The organism is Actinopolymorpha sp. NPDC004070, assembly GCF_040610475.1.
GTDB lineage: Bacteria > Actinomycetota > Actinomycetes > Propionibacteriales > Actinopolymorphaceae > Actinopolymorpha.
Genome location: NZ_JBEXMJ010000001.1, coordinates 424,007 through 442,860, shown reverse-complemented (window position 1 = coordinate 442,860; position 18,854 = coordinate 424,007). Strand labels below are relative to the sequence as shown.

The following is an 18,854-nucleotide window of genomic DNA, read 5'->3' as shown; positions in this document are numbered from 1 at the left end:
CACGAAGGGTCCACCGCGGATCCACACGGATCCACGGTGGAAGGCCGCTCCGCTGACCTCACGTCAGCGCAGCGGCCTTCTCTCCTCTGCCGTCGGCAGTGCCGTCGGATGCGTCGTCAGATGCGTCGTCAGATGCGTCGTCAGAGCTTCTGCAGGGGCGCGTAGCGGAGCAGGAACCGCTTGACGCCCTCCGACCCGAAGTCGACCGTGGCCTCGGCGTTGTCTCCCTGGCCCGCGGTGGCCACCACCGATCCCATGCCGAAGGTGTCGTGCACCACCCGGTCACCGGCCGACAACGCGACGATCGGCCGCTGCCCGGGCCGACTGGCCTGCCGGTCGGTACGCCGGCTGCTGACCGACCTCGACCCCCATGAGATCTGGTCGGCCTCCGTACGACGCCACTCCACCAGCTCGGCGGGAATCTCGTCGAGGAAGCGGGACGCGGGGTTGTGCTGCGGCGCCCCCCACGCACTGCGGACGACGGCCCGGGAGACGTAGAGGCGCTTGCGCGCACGGGTGATGCCGACATAGGCGAGCCGGCGTTCCTCCTCCAGCTCCTTGGCGTCGCTCTGGGATCGCTGGTGCGGGAAGACGCCGTCCTCCAGGCCGGTGAGGAAGACGACCGGAAACTCCAGGCCCTTCGCGGTGTGCAGGGTCATCAGCGTGACCACCCCACCGTTGTCCTCGCCGTCGGGAATCTGGTCGGAGTCGGCGACCAGGGCGACGCGCTCGAGGAAGTCGGCGAGGGTGGCCGGCACCCCTTCCGCCACCGCCCCTTCGGTGAACTCCCGGGCCACGGCCACCAGCTCGGAGAGGTTCTCCACCCGGGTCTCGTCCTGAGGGTCGGGAGAGTTCTCCAGCTCCTTCAGGTAGCCACTGCGGTGCAGCACCTGTTCCAGCAGGTCGGCGGGCGGCATTCCTTCGGCCACCGCTGCCACCAGCTCGTCGATCATCGTCACGAAGCCACGGATGGAGTTGGCCGAGCGGGTGGCCAGGCCGGGCACCTCGTCGGTGCGGCGCAGCGCCTGCCAGAAGGTGGTCCGCTCACGCTGGGCGAACGCCTCCACGCACGCCTCGGCACGGTCGCCGATCCCCCGCTTGGGGACGTTGAGGATCCGGCGCAGCGAGACGGTGTCCTCGGGGTTGGCGAGCAGCCGGAGGTAGGCGAGCGCGTCCCGCACCTCGCGGCGCTCGTAGAAGCGGACCCCGCCGACGACCTTGTAGGGCAGGCCGACGCGGATGAAGATCTCCTCGAACACCCGGCTCTGTGCGTTGGTGCGGTAGAAGACCGCGACGTCCTTGGGCTGGGCCGCGCCCTGGTCGCCCAGCCGGTCGATCTCCTCGGCGACGAACTGCGCCTCGTCGTGCTCGTCCTCGGCGACGTAGCCCACCACGGACTCTCCGGAGCCGGCGTCGGACCAGAGGTTCTTGGCCTTGCGACCTGCGTTGCGGCTGATCACCGCGTTGGCGGCGGTCAGGATCGTCTGGGTGGAGCGGTAGTTCTGCTCGAGCAGGATCACCCGCGCGTCGGGGAAGTCCTCCTCGAACTGCAGGATGTTACGGATGGTCGCGCCGCGGAAGCCGTAGATCGACTGGTCGGCGTCACCCACGACCATGAGCTCGCCGTGCGGCCCGTCGCCGTCGGCGCTGGTCAGCTCGCGGACGAGGACGTACTGCGCGTGGTTGGTGTCCTGGTACTCGTCGACCAGGACGTGCGCGAACCGGCGGCGGTAGTGCTCGCGGACCTCGGGGAACGCCTGCAGCAGGTGCACCGTGGTCATGATGATGTCGTCGAAGTCGAGGGCGCTGGACTCGCGCAGGCGCTGCTGGTAGAGCCCGTAACACTCGGCGAAGGTGCGCTCGAGGTGGTTTTCGGCGCGGCGCGCCGCCTCCTCGTGGTCGATCAGCTCGTTCTTGAGGTTGGACACCCAGTTGAGCACCGAACGCGGGTTGTAGCGCTTGGAGTCCAGGTCGAGGTCGCGGCACACCAGCGTCATCAGCCGGCGCGAGTCGGCGTCGTCGTAGATCGAGAACGACGAGGACATCCCGAACCGCTTGATCTCCCGGCGCAGGATGCGCACGCAGGAGGCGTGGAACGTGGAGACCCACATCGCCGCGGCCGCCCGGGGCCCCACCAGCTCGGCGACGCGTTCGCGCATCTCCCCCGCCGCCTTGTTGGTGAAGGTGATCGCCAGCACCGAACTCGGCCGCGCACCCCGCTCGGCCAGCAGCCACCCGATCCGGCGGGTGAGCACCCGGGTCTTGCCCGACCCCGCGCCGGCCACCACGAGCAGCGGGTGTCCCTCGTGCACGACCGCCGCCCGCTGGGAGGGGTTGAGCCCCTCGAGAAGCGTCTCCGGATCGTGCCGGGGACGCCGGGCGGACGCGTCGTCGCCGTCCCCGGCCCGGCCGGGCCGGGCGGCGGACTCGCCGTGGGACTTCGCGTCGGAAGCCGTGGGGGCAGTGGCGTCGGAGTCGGTCATCTGGTGGGTGTGCGAAGACAGGGCGCTCATCGTGTGGCCCAGCCTACGAGTGCCCGCCGACACCGCCACCCGACAGGCCGGACATGTCCGTATGGCCCGGTCGGCGAGCGGGCCCCAAGCAGGGCCCCGCCCACCGAGACCGGCGAGACCGCCCTACGGCGAGTCCGGTGTCAGCGGCTCGTCGTCGAGGTGGGCGGCGAACTCCGCCGAGCGGGCCTCGGAGGCCGCTTCGTACCGTTGCAGCCTGTCCTCCCAGCCGGAGCTCACCCCGAACGCCGCGGCCGCGAAGTCGGCGTCGCGCACCGCCGCCGCGGCCTCGTCCCGCTGGTCGGGCGTGACCACCCGGGCCGGGTCTCCCGCGGCGAGGGTGTGCGGGGGTACGAAGAACCCGTCAGGTACGTGCGTACGGGCGTGCACCAGCGCGCCGACCGCGATGCACGCGCCCGGACCGAGGCGGGCGCCGTGCAGAACGGTGACCCCGGCGGCGAGATAGCAGCAGCGTTCGACCGTGCAGCCCAGCACGGTCGCGTGCGGGCCGACGAACACGTGGTCGGCCAGCCGGACCGGGCGCTCCTCGTCGCCGATCGCGCTGGCCCGCAGGACCGCGTGCTCGGCGACGACGCAGGACTCGCCCACCTCGACCGAGGAACCCTCGGCGTCCAGCACGGCGCCGTACATGATCCTGGCCCGCGGACCGACGACTACCCGGCCGACCAGGGTGGCGTTGGGGGCGACGTAGGCCGACTCGTGGACGGTCGGCTCGGCCCCTCGGTGACGGATCAGCATTGCGCCATCGTCGACCATGTCACCGGGACAGGAAAACCCGCCACCCCCTTCCGGTGTCGTCGTTCAGGGAGTGACGGGCTTTCCCGCCGTGAGTTTCGCCGCGTCAGTTGCGCCGCGTCGGTCTCACCGACTCGTCACACCTTGTGGTCCTCCGGCTTGTCCCAGAAGTACAGCTCCGGGTCGTAGACCGCCGGGGATGGCAGGATCCACGGGTTCACCCATCCGCCGAGCGCGAGGTTCTCCCGCTTCGGGACGTTGTGCAGGCCCTTGCGGGTCAGCACGATGCGCGGGTAGTTGGCGACGATCCCGTAGAAGAACGGGCCGTCGTCGATGTGGATCTTCTGGATCTCCCACATGATCTGGATCCGCTTCATGTTGTCCGGCTCGACCCGGGCCTGCGCGTACAGCTTCCACAGCCGGTCGATCGGGTCACCCTTCTCGGCCAGCATCCACGGCGGCGTCCGCTTCCACGGCGAGAGGTTCTCCTGCTCCTTCATCTTCTTCGGGTCGCCGGTCTGCATGACGAACGCCTGTCCGTGCAGCGGTGCCCAGTGGCCGGTCTCGACCGGGATCACCCAGCCGGGGTAGATCAGCGGCGAGCAGTCGCCCACCTCCCAGGCGGTGGTGGTCATCAGCTCACCGCGTCCCCACCGGTCGCCGAAGGCCTCCGGCGGCACCGGGTTGATGACCGTCTTGACGCCGACGGCCTCCCAGTCCCGCTTGAGGTGGTTGTTCTTCTGGACGTGCTCGGCGCTCGCGTCCGCCGGGTAGTCCAGGGAGATCTGCAGCTTGGAGCCGTCGGGCAACTCCCGCTTGCCGTCGCCGTTCTTGTCCACCAGGCCGAGCTTGTCCAGCATCGACTTGGCCTTCTCCGGGTCGTACTTCACGTACGCGTCGCGCCATTCCGTGTACTTCTGCTTCGCCTCGTCGTTGATGGTGAACATCTGCCCCTTGGGGCTGAGCGTCCCGGTGGTCACCTCACCGGTGTCGAAGTAGATCGCCTTGCGCGCGTCCGGCCGGTTGATGGCGTGGGAGAGCGCCTGCCGGAACTCCGGCTTGCGGATCACCTCGCGCATCTTGTCGTCGGGGTAGTCGTAGTTGAGGAAGCAGATGGAGCCGGTGCCGGATCCGCTGTCCCAGAAGCTGACCTGGACCCCGGTGCGCTTCTCGGCCTGCTTGAGCCCGGAGATGTCACCGAGGACGAGCGAGGTGTGGCCGCCGTGCACGTAGTCGTACCTGCCGTTGCTCATCTGCAGCTTCTGGACCTGCGGGTCCTTCACCACGGTGAACCGCACCTGGTCGACGTAGGGCAGCTGCTTGCCCTCCTTGTCGACCACCCAGTAGTAGGGGTTGCGTTCCAGGACGACGCTGCGGCCCTCGTCGTAGGTCTTCGTGTACCAGCCGGTCATCACCGGTGAGCCCGGGTTGATCTGCCAGTCCAGGTGCAAGTCGTGCTTGACGTACCAGTCCTTGCCCTTGATCTTCTTGTTGTACGTGGGGTGGTACTTCATCAGCACGTGCTTGGGCGCCATCCACTGCGGGCCGATACCGCGGTTGACCCAGGCCGCGAGGCGCTCAGGCGTGATCGGTGCGGGCGCGTCGAACTTCATCCGCAACGTGTAGTCGTCGGGAGCGGTCAGCGTGGCGACGGTGTTGCGGCCGGACCGCACGTCGTCCGGCGGAACCTCCGGGTGCTCGGTGTTGAGCACCATGTCCTTCCACCAGTACATGATGTCGGCGGTCGTCCACGGCTGGCCGTCTGACCACTTCAGCCCCTTGCGGAAGTGGAAGGTCCAGTCCGAGGCGTCGGCGTTGGACTCCCAGCTCTCCACCAGGCCGGGCCCGATGTCCAGGCCGTCGTTGAGGAACCGCAGCAACGAGTGGCCGTAGGAGTACTCCTTGATGGCACCGGAGTTGCTGGCGTCGATCACCATCTGGAGCTGGCCGCCGTAGTTGCCCGGCTCCGCCCAGCGGTGGGGAATGACGTACGGCGAGGAGGGCAGCCGCTTGTCGACCGATGGGAGCTTGCCCGCCTTGACCTGCTCGGCCAGCATCGGTGCCTCGGAGAACTTCTTCGGCGGGGGAAGCGGCTTGGTCACCGAACCCTTGGGCGTCTGCCCGGAGCCCGCCTTGCCACCCGCGGCCTTGTCCGACCCGCCGTTACCGCCGGTGGAGTCGCCCCCCGAACATGCAGCCAGCATGAGCGACCCGGCGGCCACCGCCGAACCGTACAGAAAACCGCGCCTGCTGACGCCGTTGCCATGCAACATCGGTCACACCTTCCTTGCGAACGAAGCCGCGCTCCGCTTCGGCACGGCTCGGCGACCTGGTACGAGTGACGAGCGCGCGGACACGCCTCGCCACAGCCAGGTCCGGAAGGCCCATCATGGACAGCGTCGGAGCCTGATGGCAGACAGTCGACAACCCCTGGGCGACCAGGATCGGTCACGACCGTGATCGGACACCCATACGTTCAGGTCGTGAACTCAAAGGCCAACGCGGGAAGGCGTTCCGCCACGCGCGGGCGGAACGCCTTCCCGCGTCCGCAGCCGGCGTCAGTTGTCCGCGTCAGTTGTCGGCGTCAGCGGTCGACGTCAGCGGTCGACGTCAGCGGTCGACGTCAGCGGTCGACGTCAGCGGTCGACGTCAGTGGTCGGCATCAGCAGTCGAGGGCGCGGAACACGTAGCCCTGGTCGGCCAGAGTGGTGAGCGCCTCGCCCAGTGCGTCGACGGTCTGCTGCCGGTTGCCCCCGCCGTCGTGCATGAGCACGATCGCGCCCGGACGCGCATCTTCCACAATCCGCCGTGCGATCGTGGCCGACCCGGGGCGGGTCCAGTCGCGGGTGTCGACGTCCCACAGCACCACCCGCAACCTCAGGTCGGCCGAGACCGAGCGGACATCGGAGTTCACCGCGCCGAACGGCGGTCGCAGGCACTTCGAGGTCGGGCCCCCCTTGATCTCCTCCTCTATCCCCGACCACGACTTCGCCCGCAGCGACGCGTGGTCGAAGGTGTGGTTGCCGATGGTGTGCCCGGCCTTGCGCACCTGGTCGACGACCCCCGGGAACGCCTTCTGCTGCTGGCCCAGTTCGAAGAACGTCGCCTTCGCCTTGTGCTGGGCGAGCACCTGGAGGATCTTCGGCGTCCACTCGCTCGGACCGTCGTCGAAGGTGAGGTACAGAACCTTCGGGCCCGCGGCTCCTCCCGGCCCCGGGGTGTGACCCGGAGTCGACGGCGAGTCGGGCGTGCCGGCGGTGGAGTCACCGGGCAGGACCGGCCGGCTGGTCGCACCGGGCGAGGTGGGCGGGATGGTCGAGTGGGGCGAATCGGTGAAGTTGGGCGAATCGGTGGAGTTGGTCGAGGTGGGCGCAGGGGAGGTGGTCTCACCCGACGGTGCACCAGGTGACGCGTCACCGGACGGGGAGGCGGTCTGCTGAGGCAGCCCCGTCGGCGGCATGCCGCGGGCAACCGAACTCGGCGTCGGCCGGCGCGGGTCGGACGATCCGTCCTCGGGAGTCGACGGTGCACATCTGACCAGTGCCAGCCCGACGACGATGATCCCCGCCACCGTCGCCGTTCGCCGCAGCGCGGAACCCCGGCCCCTACTGGAACCGACGGTGGCACGCCCACCGGAAAGGCCGCTTGCGAGTGAGGAAATCCGTCCGACCAAACCGCGCCAGCGCGCGGCAGCCCGGGTTCCAGCCATCGCCCATCACTCCCCCGTGTCACTGCCTAGCGTGAAGGAGGAAGACGGGGGTTAACAGTCCCGGCAGGTCCCGGGAGCTGGGGACCACCGGCAGGACAGATCCCTTCTGTCAAAGGGAATCGGGGCGGCCCGGTCGCCCGGTGCCGTTGCGATCGCTGTCGGACCTCGATCGGTTCTGTGTGACAGTTACCTGTTTACGACCCGGCTGCAGGTCCGGCCGCTGCCGGCAATTTCCACGCCCGGCGTTCCTACCGCCCACCGATCGTCAACGCACTTCGGGTGGGTCCAGGTCCCGTGGCCCACGTTGTCACACGGATAGGACGGGGTTCCGCACACGTTCGACGGGTCGTACCAGTCGTAGTTGTGGATATCCGCGATGTTCCACTGTCCGACCCGGCTGGAATGTCCACTCACGGTTGACAGTGACCGGCCGGAATTGACGGCGGCCCGACGGACACGACCGAGGGCGGCCCCGGGATGAATCCGGAGCCGCCCCACCTTGCGGTCAGGCCATGTGCAGTTGTGTCAGGTTGCGCTTGACAGGGCTCGGCCTACAGGTCGGGCCGCTGGACGACGCGCAGCGCGTTGATCACCGGCAGCCGGTACGAACGCCGCGGGTGGAAGGTCACCTGCAACGCCCCGCCGTCGTCGGGCACGTCCACCACGATCGAGTGCGTGTCGGCCCGGCGGCCGCCCACCTCGTCGGCGATGTCGTACCCCACCAGCGCCCACTGGCCGTTGACGTCCACGTCGAACATCCGCCAGTCCACCCGCGGCGAGCGGGCCAGCTCGGCGAAGTCCATCGTGACCTCGTACTTGCCGGCCGGCAGCCGGTCGAACCGATAGGCCTCCATGCCCTGCCGCTGGTCGCGGTAGAGCGGGTCGTCATCGGTACCCCGGATGTCCACCTGCGGGCCGACGGCGTTCAGGGTCGACGTACCGACCCAGCCGAACCGGCCGGAACGGTACTGCTGGTCGGCCACCCACGGCAGGCCCTTGGTGTCGGTGTAGGCGTCGCCACCGGCGTTGACGCCCTTCCAGTAGCCCGACACCACCAGCTGCACCGGCAGCTGGACGAAGCGCTGCCGGCCGCTGTTGGTGTCCAGGATGACGTTGGCCCGGTAGACACCTGGTTCCAGCCCGGTGGTGTCGACCGTGACGGTGACCTCCTGCTCACCGCCGACCGGAACGCTGCCCTTCGTCGGCTTCTCCGACAGCCATTGCACGTTGGTCGCCTGGGGCACTCCGGTCTCGATCAGGAAGGCCTTGTTGGACACCTGGGAGGTGATCCACAGGTTTCCTGCGTGGTCGAGCTCGGCGCCGGCGCCGGCGAAGCCGTCGTCCTCGGGGAACCCGAGCGTGGTGATGACACCGCAGGTGTCCGGGTTGACCTCGAGGATGTCGTCGGTGGGCGAGTTGGTGGTCACCCACAACACCCCGGCCGTGGAGTTCCACGCCAGCCCGGACATCGACGCACCGTCCAGTGAGCACTGCCCGAGCACCTCGCCCGGGTTCGAGGACGACGCCCCGGCGACGTGGTAGAGGACGTCCTCGTTCCATCCGCCGATGTAGAAGCTGTCGTCGTCGGCCCGGTAGGCGAGGCCGCGCTGGGAGGTGTTGGTCCACGGGGACCCGGTGAGCGTGTAGTCCACCTCACCGGAGGCCGGGTCCCAGCAGTGGATGCCGTTGTCCCCACCGACGTCGACCTGGCACATCCGGTCGCGCCGGGAGTCGTAGGCCATGTCGGCGTTCCACTGACCGGCCCAGTCCGCCGGGAGCGACCGGACGGGCTCACCCGTGGGAGTGAACTCGTGGTTGATCACGTTCGCCGGGTCGGAGACCCAGACGTCACCGTTGAAGCCCACACCCCAGGCGACCGCGGCATTCTGGACCGGCCAGGACGCCAGCACGTCGCCGGCGGCGCTGGGCCGGGCCCGTTCGCGCTCGGCCTTGGTGTAGCGGCCGGCCGCGGTTCTCGCGTTGGCGTCCTTGTCCGCAGCCCTCACCCTGGTCTTGCCCTTGGCAACCTTCGCCGCCTTCGCCGCCGTACGCTGGCCGCCGCTTTCCAGTGTGGTCCACCTCAGCAGAGCCGAACCGGTGTTGGAGATGGTGACGGTGGCCTGCTGCTTCACACCCGGTGGCAGGACCCACGACAGGTCGGGTGAGTCGACCTCGGCCCTGGCCGTCGCCAGGACGAAGTCCTTCTTCACGGTCTGGCCCTCGGCGATCGACACCCCGGTCGTGTGCGCGACGTAGTTGGTGGCCCTCGCCCGCAGGGTGTAGTCACCGACCCGGACCTGGCCGAAGTACACCCCGTCGGCACCGGTCTTCAGTTCGCGTACGACGGTGTCGCCCTCCAGGACGTCGACGGTCGCGTTCGCGACCGGGTTGCCGTCGTTCTTGTCGGTCACCTTGCCGGTGACGAACCCGTTCGGCGGCAGGGTGAACCGCACGGACCTGCCGTTCGCCAGCACCGGCGAGTCGTAGCTGTACTGCAGGGCGTCGGTGCCGTCGGCGTTCTCGATACCGGTCGTCGCCGACGCACCCCGCTCCAGCGGGTCGTTCTCGTCGATGTTGCGCCAGTTGAGAACGATGTCGCCCTTCTCGTGCAGCACGATCTCCGCGTCCACCCTGGCGTCGGAGTCGCTGCCGTAGATCCCCGCGTTGCGCCACTCGACGACGAACGTGCGGTTCGGTGCCGAGCCGGAGGTGCCGGTGTAAAGACCCGAGTCCTCGTCCAGCACCAGGTCGTCCCAGAACGCGTAGATCGCCGCGTTCGGCTCGGCTCGGGTCGGGATCTGGGAGTTCTCCAGGTCCGAGCTCGGCGAGGCGAAGGTCAGGTGGCCGTTCGTCGAGGCGTAGGCCTCGGTGTAGCCCGCGCCGTAGAGCACGCCGCGGAACGGCAGGTCGATCGGGGCGGCGTCGTCGTCACCGATCAGCCCCACGTTGGTGTCACCCTCGACGTAGTCCGCGGACTCGACGACGCAGCGGTAGCCGTAGTCGTCGGTCCGGTCGGCCAACGAGAAGTCGACCACCTTGTCACCGTCGACCGTGACGTCCTTGGACTCTGCCGCGATACATCCCGAACCGGCGACGGTGACCTTGTAGGTGCCCTCCGGCACCGCGTCGAAGGAGTAGCGCCCCTGCTCGTCGGTGGTGGCCGGCGGCAACGGTGTGCCCTCGACCCTGACCTCGACCCCCGCGACCGGCTGGCCGCGCGCGTCGGTCACCGTGCCGCTGAGCGAGTGCGACGGTGCGGCGACGAGGGCGAAGTCCTTCGTCGTCGTGTCGTCCTTGCCGACGGTCACCTGCGCGGTCTGGTCGACGTAACCGAAGGCGTGCACCGAGACGGTGTAGTCACCGACCGACAGCGTGAGCCGGTAGGTGCCGTCCTCGCCGGTGGTGGTCCTCCGCGACAGCGGCCCCTCCACCGAAACGGTGGCACCCGCGATCGGCGCACCGCCGTCGGCGGCGGTGACCGTGCCGGTCAGCACACCGGTGTCGCCGCGGGGCGCGGCGGTGACCGCGGCCAGGGCGTCGACCTTGCCCTCGCCCCAGACGTTGTTGTTCTCCGCCGTACCACCACAGGTCGTGTCGTCGACGTCGACCGCGGTCTCGTTCAGCAGGGCGCGGGTCGCGGCGACATCGCCGGCGAGCGCCGGTGCGGCCGACCAGAGCAGGGCAACGGTGCCGGACACGTGAGGTGCCGCCATCGACGTGCCGCTGTAGTAGTCGTAGCCGTTGCCGGGGACCGACGATCGGACGTCCTCACCCGGCGCGGACACGTTGGGGCGGATCTCACCGTTCGCGCCAGGGCCGCGGCTGGAGAAGTCGGCGATGTCCCCGGCCTCGTTGAACGCGCCGACGCCGAAGGCGTACGGCGAGTCCGCCGGCGAGCCGGTGGTGTCACAGCCGGGACCGTCGTTGCCGTTGGAGAACACCGCGAACTGGCCGCCCGCGGTCCACGCCCGGACGATCTCGTCGAACCACGGGTCCACGTCGGATCCGTTCCCTCCGCCCCAGGAGTTGTTCACCACGTTGGGGCGCAGGTCCGGACGCGGGTTCTGGTTGTTCAGGTCGGTGGGCGCGAGGGTCCACTGACCGGCGGCGAGCAGCGAGGTGTCGGAGCAGGAGTCGCTCTCGCAGCCCTTGGCGGCGATCCAGTTCGCACCGGGCGCGACGCCGACCTGGTTGCCGTCGCCGTCGTCGCCGACCATCGTGCCCATGGTGTGGGTGCCGTGACCGACGTTGTCACACGGCTCGGTCGACGGAGAACCACACACCTCGGCCGGGTCGAACCAGTTGTAGTTGTGGTCGAAGGTGCCGTCTCCCCGGTTGCCGCGGTACTTCCCGACCAGCGCCGGGTGGTCGTACTGCACACCGGTGTCGACGTTGGCGACCGTGATGCCCTCACCGCGTACGCCGTAGTCGCTCCACACCTCGTCGGCCTTGATCGCCGCGACACCCCACTCGACGGCGTTGACCTTCTTGCCGGTCACCTTCTTCGCCGGCGGCAGCTTCCAGCTCCGGGTCTCGGTGATCTTCTGTACGCCGGGCAGGGTGGCGAGGGTACGGGTCAGGCTCGACGTCGCACCGCGCACCAGGATCCGGTTGGCGGCCCAGTAGGCCGTGTAGCCGACGCGCTTGGCCTTCAGCGTGCTCTTCGCCCGCGCCTGGCTCTTCGTCGCCGTGGCCTGCAACGCCCTCACGACCGCGGCGCCGCGAGCGTCCCAGTCCTTCACCTTGGTTGCCTGCTTCAGGTCCGCCCGCTGGGAGAAGACCAGCCACACGTCCGCCGAGCCCTTGGCCGCCAGCCTGGTCTGGACCGCCTTGCTGATCGGCGCGGGCTTCGTCGCCTTCGTCGTGGGTGGCTGTCCGGCCACCGCGGCCGCCGGCGCCAACAGGCCGGCCAGTACGGCGAGCACGGCACCGGTGGCGAACACCAGTGACCGTCGCGCGGCCGGGCGACGGCCCGGCGGGCGGCTCACCAGGTGAGGCGAGCCTGCTCGATCCCTGCGTCTGAACACGTACCCCTCCTTGTGGGGACTCGGGAGCGTCCGGCCCGAAAACGGGACGGTCAGGGAGGACATGGCGGACGGATCGACCACCACGGGCAATACGTTCCTGCGCAGAAAACTCGGGAACGGGCGGCCGGGACAGGGCGTAGCCGGGGCGCTCGGTGGGCATTTCCGGGTCGCCGACCAGTTCCCGGCCGTTTCCGGCCGTGGCCGCGCGATCGCGGTCCGGCTCCGTGGCCGGCACGGAACCGCGGGAGGTCACTGATCGCGTTCCCTCCCTTACGCAGACGGAGCCCGACATGCCAGACTTTTGCGAAACGGGGGCGTGATCTGGAATTTCTTCGGCTGCGCCTGCCGGTCGGTGGCACCCGACACCCGGGGGGGTGCAGCAACGTGCAGAACCTTTTCGTCGACGCCGCAGACCCGACAGGTCAGGCGACCGGACCGGTCGACGGGAGTGACGCGGACGGAGGCGGGCACACGCCCGCACCGACCTCACCGGGCCACACGACCTCCGAGCAGACGCGGACCGTTCCGGTGCCGGGCACCGGCCTCGTCCTGTGCGTCGGCCTCGATCCCGACCAGTGGTCGTCGATCATCCGCAGCGTGAACGCCGACACCGCGGTCATGGTCGTCGCCAACGCCGAGAGCGCACTGCGGGTTCTCGCGCCGGGCGGCGTACTGCCCGAACAGTCGCCGGGCCGGCGGCCTCACCTCGGCCACGACCCGTACGACGGCCACGACGGCTACGAGGGCCGTCCCGCTCCACGACCGCTCACCCTCGGACCCGCGCACGGCCGGGAACCGTCGCGGGAGAGGGACAGCGAGCCGAGAACGACGGCTTCGGGCGTGGTCGAGTTCGGTCCGCTGCGGCTCGATCACGACCTCCGCGAGGCGTTCTGGCACACCCGGCCGATCGAGCTGTCCGCCCGGCAGTTCGACCTGCTCGCCACCCTGGCCGGTGCCGGCAACCGCGTATGGACGTTCGCGGAGCTCACCGAGACGGTGTGGCGGCGCCCCTACGTCGGGGACGTCGACGCGGTCGCGTCCGCGGTGAAGCGGCTGCGCAGGCGACTGCAGGGCGTCACCTCGGAACTGGCCGTCGCCTCGGTCCGGGGGGTGGGCTACCGGATCGCGCTGGTGCCGACGACGCTTCCGGTGCGCTCCGACGTTCCGGCCCCGGCTTGGTAAGTTCTCGGAGGTGACCACCGTCATCCCCGACTCCCAGATCAGCCGCGTTCTCGTCGTCACCGCCCATCCCGACGACGTCGACTTCGGCGCGGCCGGCACGATCGCCCACTTCACCGCCGCCGGGCTGGAGGTCGTCTACTGCATCTGCACCGACGGCCAGGCCGGCGGGTTCGAGGACGACGTGCCGCGTTCGCAGATCCCCTCCATCCGGCGAGCCGAGCAGACCGAGGCGGCCCGGCGCGTCGGTGTGCACGACGTACGGTTCCTGGGCCTGGTCGACGGCGAGCTCGAGGTGAACGCCGACCTCGTTCGCGCGCTCACCCGGGTCATCCGCGAGATACGCCCGGACCGCGTGCTCACCCAGAGCCCCGAACGCGACTGGTCGTTCATCGCCCGTAGCCACCCCGACCACCTGGCGGCCGGCGAGGCGGCGGTGCGGGCGGTCTATCCCGCGGCCCGCAACCCCTACGCCTTCCCCGAGCTCGCCGAGGAGGGCCTGGCGGCCTGGACCGTCCGGGAGATGTGGCTGTCGGGCCACCCGACCACCAATCATGTCGTCGACGTCACCGAGACGTTCGACCAGAAGATGGCGGCGCTGTACGCCCACCGGAGCCAGCACCCCGAGCCGGACAAGCTCGAGCCGCGCCTGCGGGAGGGATTCGGCCGGGTGGCCGCCGCGGCGGGACTACCGCAAGGACACCTTGCCGAGGGCTACTTCGTGGTGGAGACCGGCTGACCCTCGGCCGGGCCGGCAGAGTCAAGCGGGGGTCAGCGGGGTCAGCGCCAGAAGACCGCGACCGCGACGTTGAGCAGCGTGAGCGCGGTGAGCCCGAAGAACAGCCCGGCGGCGATCGTGGGCTTCCTGCGGTTGACCCAGGCCAGCACGGTGATGACCAGGACCACGAGGAGCTTGACGCCGATCTTCGGGTTGTTGACGTGCTCGCCGAGGCCGCCCTGGATGACGCCGACGAGGAGTACGCCGGTCACCAGCTGGGTCAGCGCCCCGTGCAGGACCGCGGGGAGGATCCGGCGCTCGGGGCCCTTCATCTGCACCAGCAGCCCGCCGAGCAGGCTCGCCAGTCCGACGAAGTGGAGGAACAGGAGCAGGTGACGAAGGAACTCCACGGTGACGGTGCCTGCCTTCCGAGCGCTGAGGGCCGCGTGCCTGCGCGATACTACAACAGGTAGTAATAACTGCCCGGCACCGCACCGGAGTCCCCGTCCGGGTGGACAAGCAGATCACACCCGGACGACTCAGCGATCACACCAGGCGGCGGTCGGTGGCCCAGCGGGTCAGCTCGTAGCGGTTCGACAACTGCAGCTTGCGCAGCACCGAGGACACATGTGTCTCCACGGTCTTCACCGAGATGAAGAGCTCCTTCGCCACTTCCTTGTACGCATAGCCGCGGGCGATCAGCCGGAGCACCTCACGCTCCCGCTGGGTCAGCCGGTCGAGCTCCTCGTCGATGCTGCCGGGGTCGACGGCGCCGGCGAACGCGTCCAGCACGAAGCCCGCGAGCCGCGGCGAGAAGACCGCGTCCCCGTCGGCGATCCGGCGTACACCGTCGACGATCTCCTCACCGGTGATCGTCTTGGTGACGTAGCCGCGCGCACCGGCCCGGATCACCCCGATGACGTCCTCGGGTGCGTCGGACACGCTCAGCGCGAGGAAGCGGACGTCCGGGTCGGTCGCCAGCACCCGGCGGGCCACCTCGGCGCCACCGCCGCCGGGAAGGTGCACGTCCAGCAGGACGACCTCGGGCTTGGTCTCGAGGATCACCTTCACCGCCTCGTCGACGTCGCCGGCCTCCCCCACGATGTCCACGGCGGCGCCGATCTCGGTGCGTACGCCGGTCCGGAACATCGCGTGGTCGTCGACCAGGACGATGCGGCGCCTGCTGTCGGGGTTCGTGCTCACGGTTCTTCCTCTCACCGTCGACTCTGACCTGATCTGGTCTGGTCGGCTCGTACTCTGGCGTCGCGGTCGTCCACGACGAGGCGCACCTCGGTGCCCTCGCCAGGAGCGCTGCGGACCTGTGCCCGCCCGCCGTGGCGTTCCATCCGTTCGTAGATGCTCCGCCGCACCCCGAGGCGGTCCTCGCCCACGCGGTCGGGGTCGAAACCCACCCCGCGGTCGCGGACGTAGACCTCCACGCGGTCCTCCTCCACCTCGGCGTAGACGTCGATCCTAGGCGCGCCGGAGTGCTTGGCGGCGTTCACCATCGCCTCCCCGGCGGCGCGGACGACCGCGGTGAGCGCGGGGTCGAGAGGTGCGTCACCCACCATCACGACCTCGACCGGGACGCCGTGGTTGTCCTCCACCTCCGCCGCCGCCCGCCGCAGTTCGCTGCGCAGGGTGGCGTCGGCGTCCTCCTGGTCGCCGTACAGCCACTGGCGAAGATCGCGTTCCTGGGACCTCGCGAGCCGGACCACCGCCCGCTGGTCGTGCGCCTGCTTCTGGATCAGCGCGAGCGTCTGGAGCACCGAGTCGTGCAGGTGCGCGGCCATGTCGGCGCGTTCCTGCGAACGGATTCGCTCCCGGCGCTCCTCGGACAGGTCGCCGACCATCCGCCACATCCAGGGACCGGCGATGAGGACCAGACCGATCACGGCGCCGAGGAGGACCGGGAGCCCGGCGTTGACGGCGTTCATCCCGGCGGCCGAGGACAGACCCCACGTCAGCGCGACGATGACGAGGAGGAGCCCGACGCCGGTACGCAGGACGGTGACCCAGCCGCCGGTCATGAACAGCGGCCACAGCCAGCGCAGCTTGGTCGGCGCCGAGGAGGTCCAGCGCACCCGCTGCGACTCGTCGGCCTGCCGCCACAGCAACGCGAGGCCGCCGCCGCCGACCAGCAGGGGCCAGAACACCTGCGCGGAGACCCCGCCCAGGTGCGGGAAGAGTGCGATCACGCCGATCGCCAGCACGGCGATCGAGACCAGCTGCCCGGGATCCTGCACGCGGCGGCGGCGCGGGCCCTCGGTGCGCTTGCCCTGCCGGGTGGCCGCCTCGACCCCGACCGGCTGGTCGCCCGTGCGTACGGCGGTGTCCTGGGGGAGGACCACCCACAGCGCGGCGTACAGGAGAAGCCCGAAGCCGCCCATCATGGCCAGCCCGATGAACCCCAGTCGCACATGGATGGGCTGCAGCCCCAGATGGTCGGCCAGCCCACCGGCAACTCCGCCCATGACCTTTCCGTCGGTACGCCGCACACAGCGAGGGGGCGCGTCCTGCGCGCCCGCCACGGTGGGGGTACCGAGGATTCCGGCACTCGGGTCGGTGAAGATGGGGTCCTCCTCGGGCAGTCCTCCCGACGATGGTCACACGAGTCGGGCCCGCGGAGCCACCGGGACGCCCCCTGTCGGGTCCGGAGGTCCGAGGGGGCAAGCCCAGGGACATCCCGGATGCGGCTGCGACGGTCACGGCGAAGGATCTAAGGATGGCTGACACGACTCCGCCCGCGGAAAGCGGCGACACCGCACCTGGTGGCGGCGTACCCGGCGGGGCCCGTGCATCCGGTGAGGCCGGTGCACCCGGGCAGGGCGGTGGAGGCGCCGAGCCGGACGAGTCGGGCACCGTACGCACACCGGACGCTTCGCATGTCCCGGACCCGGCGGACGGGTTCGGCATGTCCGGCGAAGCTTCCGACGGACCTCCCGGCGGGGAAGGGCCGAGCAGCGCGGGCGGCCGCCAGGGTCACGACCAGGGCGGGCCGCGCGGACGCGACGACCGGGACGCGCGCCGCACCGACGGCGTGGTGCGCGACCTGCGCCGGCTGCACCGCAGCGACGAAGGGCGTGTGGTCGGCGGGGTCTGCGCGGGGCTCGGGCGTGAGCTCCAGGTCGACCCCGTTCTGCTGCGGGTGGTGCTCGCGGTGCTGGCGCCGTTCGGCGGGGTCGGCCTGCTGCTGTACGCCGCGGGCTGGGTGCTGATCCCCCGGGTGGGCGAGGACCGGTCGATCCTGGAGCAACAGCTCGGCCGGCGCCGCGACGGCAAGCCGGACGGTCCGGTGTTCGTGGCCGGCCTGGTCGTGATCGGTCTGGTCGTGGTGAGCATCCCCTGGTGGGGGCTCCCCTGGCACGTGCCCGCGCTGCTGGTGCTCAGCGTGCTGGGGCTGGTGGCCCTGCTGCGCCGTCAGTCCGACGGCGTCCAGGTTCCCGGCACCCCACCGGGCGCCGGCGCACCCGGCGCACCCGGCGCACCCGGCGCACCCGGCGCGACAGTGCCTGCGAACGAAAGCACCCCGCCCGGTGGCGGCGTACCGTCCGGCTCCGCGCACCGGTCTGGTACCGAGGGTTCTCGCCCGTCGGCGGCTGCCGAGGCGGCCGCCACCGCGATGACCCGGCCGCTCTCGGAGGTCGCCGACAGCCTGGAGCAGGCGGGCCACGCGGGTGCCGCGGCCGACCCGGACGCGGAGGTCACCCGGCCGCTGACCGCCACGCCCGCACCGGAGGCATTCCCCGGTCGGCCGGCCCAGTCACCGGACCAAGAGGGCGTCGACGAGCACACCCGTCCACTGCAGGTCGGCTCCTGGCGGTCCGGGGAGCCGACTCCGCCGGGATTCTGGGACCAGCCCGACCCACTCGGCCTGGACGCAACCACCGCTGCCGACGACCGGCCGGGCGAGGATGCGGCGACCCATCCTGCGTCCGGGATCCCGCCGCTACCACCACCTCCTCTTCCACGGCGCCGGCGGCGTTACGTGCTGTTCCTCGTGACCATGCTGGGCGCGATGCTCGCCTGCGCGGCACTGGCCGGCTGGCAGGAGAGCAGCCGGCTGCCCAGCGGGAGGTACGCCGTCACCGTCCCGGCCGGTGCGTACGTCGCCGCGGTGCTGGCGGTGGTCGGCCTCGGGCTGATCGCCGGCACGTGGTTCGGCCGTTCCCGTGGGCTGATCGCCGTGGGGGCGATCCTCACCGTCGCGTTGGTACCCGTCACCGCGGCCGACTTCGACGTCACCGCCGCCGCCCACGACCACCGGGTGCGGCCCACCACGCGCGAGCAGGTCCGGCCGAGCTACGACTACTCCACCGGCCGGGTCCGGCTGGACCTGACCCGGGTGCCGCTGCGGGACGGTCGGGACGTCCGGACCAGCGTCGACCTGGGCACCGGCGAGCTCGTGGTCAGGGTGCCGCCCCGGGTCGACGTCCACGTCGACGCCGACGTGGGAGTCGGTGATCTGGAGGTCTTCGACCGGACCGTGTCGGGGGCGGACAACACCCTGAAGACGACCGACCTGGGAACCGACGGCGCCGGCGGCGGCGACCTGTGGCTCAAGGTCGACCTCGGAGTGGGACACCTGGAGGTGCACCGTGGCTGACCCCCGACGGCGTAGCGCCGACGTCGTTTCCCTGGTGGCCGGTCTGGTGTGCTGCGGGATCGCGTTCAGCTGGCTGCTGGTCTCGGCCGGCAAGATCGGGCTGCGCGACCTCGGCTGGCTGATGCCGACGATCTTCATCGGCGCCGGGCTGTTCGGCGTCCTTCTCTCGATCCGGCGTAGCCGGCGACTGCGCCGTCCCGAACGCCGGCTCTGAGGCGAACGAGACCGTGCGCCCTCGGCCGGACGAGTCCACCACGAGCCGCCCCCGCACCCACCCCGACCGCCGCGCGGCAGGACACCCGGAACCACGTCGGGGTCGGCTCAGGGGGTGGTCGGGACCGTTCCGGAT

Annotated in this window: 12 protein-coding genes; 4 read left to right on the top strand and 8 right to left on the bottom strand. The window is 70.4% G+C overall.

Features of this window, described 5'->3' with window-relative positions; all coding sequences use genetic code 11:
• Positions 1 to 140 precede the first annotated feature (140 nt).
• The 5 genes from pcrA to ABZV93_RS01995 all read right to left on the bottom strand — a co-directional run bounded on the left by pcrA (position 141) and on the right by ABZV93_RS01995 (position 12,002).
• Positions 141 to 2,513, bottom strand: coding sequence for a DNA helicase PcrA (pcrA, locus tag ABZV93_RS02015; RefSeq protein ID WP_354928786.1), 2,373 nt, complete (start codon positions 2,511 to 2,513; stop codon positions 141 to 143).
• 123 nt (positions 2,514 to 2,636) lie between these two features.
• On the bottom strand, positions 2,637 to 3,269 hold the full coding sequence (locus tag ABZV93_RS02010; protein ID WP_354928783.1) for a gamma carbonic anhydrase family protein: 633 nt from the start codon (positions 3,267 to 3,269) through the stop codon (positions 2,637 to 2,639).
• Positions 3,270 to 3,403: 134 nt separating this feature from the next.
• Positions 3,404 to 5,539 carry an ABC transporter substrate-binding protein gene (locus tag ABZV93_RS02005; RefSeq protein ID WP_354928780.1) on the bottom strand — a complete coding sequence of 712 codons (2,136 nt, stop codon included), beginning with the start codon at positions 5,537 to 5,539 and terminating at the stop codon, positions 3,404 to 3,406.
• A 389-nt stretch (positions 5,540 to 5,928) separates the two neighbouring features.
• Complete coding sequence (locus tag ABZV93_RS02000) at positions 5,929 to 6,837, bottom strand: polysaccharide deacetylase family protein (protein WP_354928777.1); 909 nt, start codon at positions 6,835 to 6,837, stop codon at positions 5,929 to 5,931.
• Positions 6,838 to 7,526: 689 nt separating this feature from the next.
• Complete coding sequence (locus tag ABZV93_RS01995) at positions 7,527 to 12,002, bottom strand: S8 family serine peptidase (protein WP_354928774.1); 4,476 nt, start codon at positions 12,000 to 12,002, stop codon at positions 7,527 to 7,529.
• 384 nt (positions 12,003 to 12,386) lie between these two features.
• On the opposite strand from ABZV93_RS01995, the gene ABZV93_RS01990 reads away from it, so the two are divergent.
• Together ABZV93_RS01990 and ABZV93_RS01985 are read left to right on the top strand one after the other, a co-directional pair.
• Positions 12,387 to 13,184 carry a winged helix-turn-helix domain-containing protein gene (locus ABZV93_RS01990; protein ID WP_354928772.1) on the top strand — a complete coding sequence of 266 codons (798 nt, stop codon included), beginning with the start codon at positions 12,387 to 12,389 and terminating at the stop codon, positions 13,182 to 13,184.
• 10 nt (positions 13,185 to 13,194) lie between these two features.
• Complete coding sequence (locus ABZV93_RS01985) at positions 13,195 to 13,920, top strand: PIG-L deacetylase family protein (RefSeq protein WP_354928769.1); 726 nt, start codon at positions 13,195 to 13,197, stop codon at positions 13,918 to 13,920.
• A 41-nt stretch (positions 13,921 to 13,961) separates the two neighbouring features.
• Here ABZV93_RS01985 and ABZV93_RS01980 read toward each other — a convergent pair whose 3' ends face one another.
• From ABZV93_RS01980 to ABZV93_RS01970, 3 genes are all read right to left on the bottom strand, one after another.
• On the bottom strand, positions 13,962 to 14,309 hold the full coding sequence (locus tag ABZV93_RS01980) for a hypothetical protein (RefSeq protein ID WP_354928766.1): 348 nt from the start codon (positions 14,307 to 14,309) through the stop codon (positions 13,962 to 13,964).
• A 136-nt stretch (positions 14,310 to 14,445) separates the two neighbouring features.
• Positions 14,446 to 15,102 (bottom strand): response regulator transcription factor, encoded by a 657-nt coding sequence (locus ABZV93_RS01975; RefSeq protein ID WP_277869296.1) that lies wholly within the window; start codon positions 15,100 to 15,102, stop codon positions 14,446 to 14,448.
• Between the two features lie 11 nt (positions 15,103 to 15,113).
• Complete coding sequence (locus ABZV93_RS01970; RefSeq protein WP_354928762.1) at positions 15,114 to 16,397, bottom strand: PspC domain-containing protein; 1,284 nt, start codon at positions 16,395 to 16,397, stop codon at positions 15,114 to 15,116.
• Positions 16,398 to 16,624: 227 nt separating this feature from the next.
• Here ABZV93_RS01970 and ABZV93_RS01965 point away from each other — a divergent pair, with 227 nt between their 5' ends.
• Positions 16,625 to 18,505: a PspC domain-containing protein gene (locus tag ABZV93_RS01965; protein WP_354928759.1), complete on the top strand. Its 1,881-nt coding sequence runs from the start codon at positions 16,625 to 16,627 to the stop codon at positions 18,503 to 18,505.
• The gene (locus tag ABZV93_RS01960; RefSeq protein ID WP_354928756.1) at positions 18,498 to 18,719 is read left to right on the top strand and encodes a hypothetical protein; all 222 of its coding nucleotides are present in this window, start codon (positions 18,498 to 18,500) and stop codon (positions 18,717 to 18,719) included. The genes ABZV93_RS01965 and ABZV93_RS01960 overlap by 8 nt, the downstream gene beginning before the upstream one ends.
• Positions 18,720 to 18,854: the final 135 nt, after the last annotated feature.